This window comes from Thermoanaerobacter sp. A7A (assembly GCF_000445185.1).
GTDB lineage: Bacteria > Bacillota > Thermoanaerobacteria > Thermoanaerobacterales > Thermoanaerobacteraceae > Thermoanaerobacter.
In genome coordinates, this window is record NZ_AVAF01000101.1 from 1 (window position 1) to 1,279 (window position 1,279).

2 protein-coding genes are annotated in these 1,279 nt (G+C 40.6%); both read right to left on the reverse strand.

From position 1 onward, the window contains the following. Window positions 1-53: 53 nt before the first annotated feature. Window positions 54-680, reverse strand: coding sequence for a hypothetical protein (locus M663_RS14605; protein ID WP_273702655.1), 627 nt, complete (start codon window positions 678-680; stop codon window positions 54-56). 10 nt (window positions 681-690) lie between these two features. Further along, the coding region (locus M663_RS14610; RefSeq protein WP_042805204.1) for a lytic transglycosylase domain-containing protein at window positions 691-1,279 on the reverse strand (589 nt) is incomplete at its 5' end.

A 1,279-nucleotide genomic window follows, 5' to 3' on the forward strand; every position in this document is an offset into this window, starting at 1 on the left:
GCTCCATCTCCATATTTTTTGACTGACTGACTGATGTAATATTTTGATGTAATCTATTGATGTAATCTTCTGATATAGGGAGATGGTCTTTCCCCATCTCTAGAGATGGACTTTTCCCATCTCGGGAGATTGGGTTTCCCCATCTCCGGAGATGGACTCCTCTCTCCTTTTACAAAAATATCTGGGTGCATTGCTTTCTCATTTTTTATCTCCGGCTTTACAAACTGAAGCTCTCCTTCTACTTCTTTATGAGTAAGCTCATCCAGCAGTCTGTCGACAAGTTCGTTGTTTCTTACATAGTAGGTTACATTTTTCTGCTTGTCTATAAAGCTGCAGTACAGCTTTTCTTCTCCGTTTTTGATGAAAAGCCTTCCCTCCTCCTGGGCTTTTAAAAACTCTGTCTTTGAATTGTACCTTACACCAATCTTATCAAAAGCAGTTCTAAACTCCTTAACAGAAAATCCCAGCTCTTCTACCCAGCTATCGCCGGGAGCATAAGAAGGATGGTCTGGTGCTGGCTCAAGAAATTTATAAAAGCTGTTGTGGTTATACCTGTCAAACCAGTACTCCAGCTGCTCAAATAAAATTGCGGCTGTTACAGAACCCGTTATTTTTCTGTATTCCGGATGATAAGGAATTATCCTGCTTGCCAGAGCAGCAGACTTGTTTCTCCTCTCCATAAAAAACACCTCACGGGTAATTATTTTTATACTTTTCTCCAATAGCCATTACCTGGTCCACATACCACCATGCATGGTTATAGTGCCATAACGCTTTTTTCAATGCATCTAAATCGCTGTAACCCTGTTTCTTATATAAATTGTAATTTGCACTTAAATAATGAGCAGCAGAATAAATCGCGTCAGAAGGATCAAAAGGACTTATTATGCCATCTCCATTGCCGTCAACACCGTACTCGCTGAATGTTTCGGGCAGAAACTGCATCATACCTACAGCCCTTGTTTTTAGCTTCGGCAAATATGGACCTATTTCATTTGGATTAAAACTTGATTCTCTAAAAGCTATTGCTGCAAGCACATACCACGGAATGCCGTATTCTCTTCCTGCTTCTTTAAACACAGGCAACAAATCTTCCGGTATTTTGCCGGGTTTTGCCGCATATTCTCTGCTTGCACCTGTGCCCAGCAGCCACTCTAAGTTTTGATCGCCTTTAATAAAAGCAATTCCTGTCTCCAGAATAAGTTTTCTGTCGATATTATCATTCACTACAACACTTCCTGCCGGCACATTTATATCTCCTAAAGGATTTACAGGAGTT

What these genes read in the sequence shown, in the direction of transcription:
- M663_RS14605 (WP_273702655.1), bottom strand. Translation starts at nt 680, where the DNA reads ATGGAGAGGAGAAACAAGTCTGCTGCTCTGGCAAGCAGGATAATTCCT.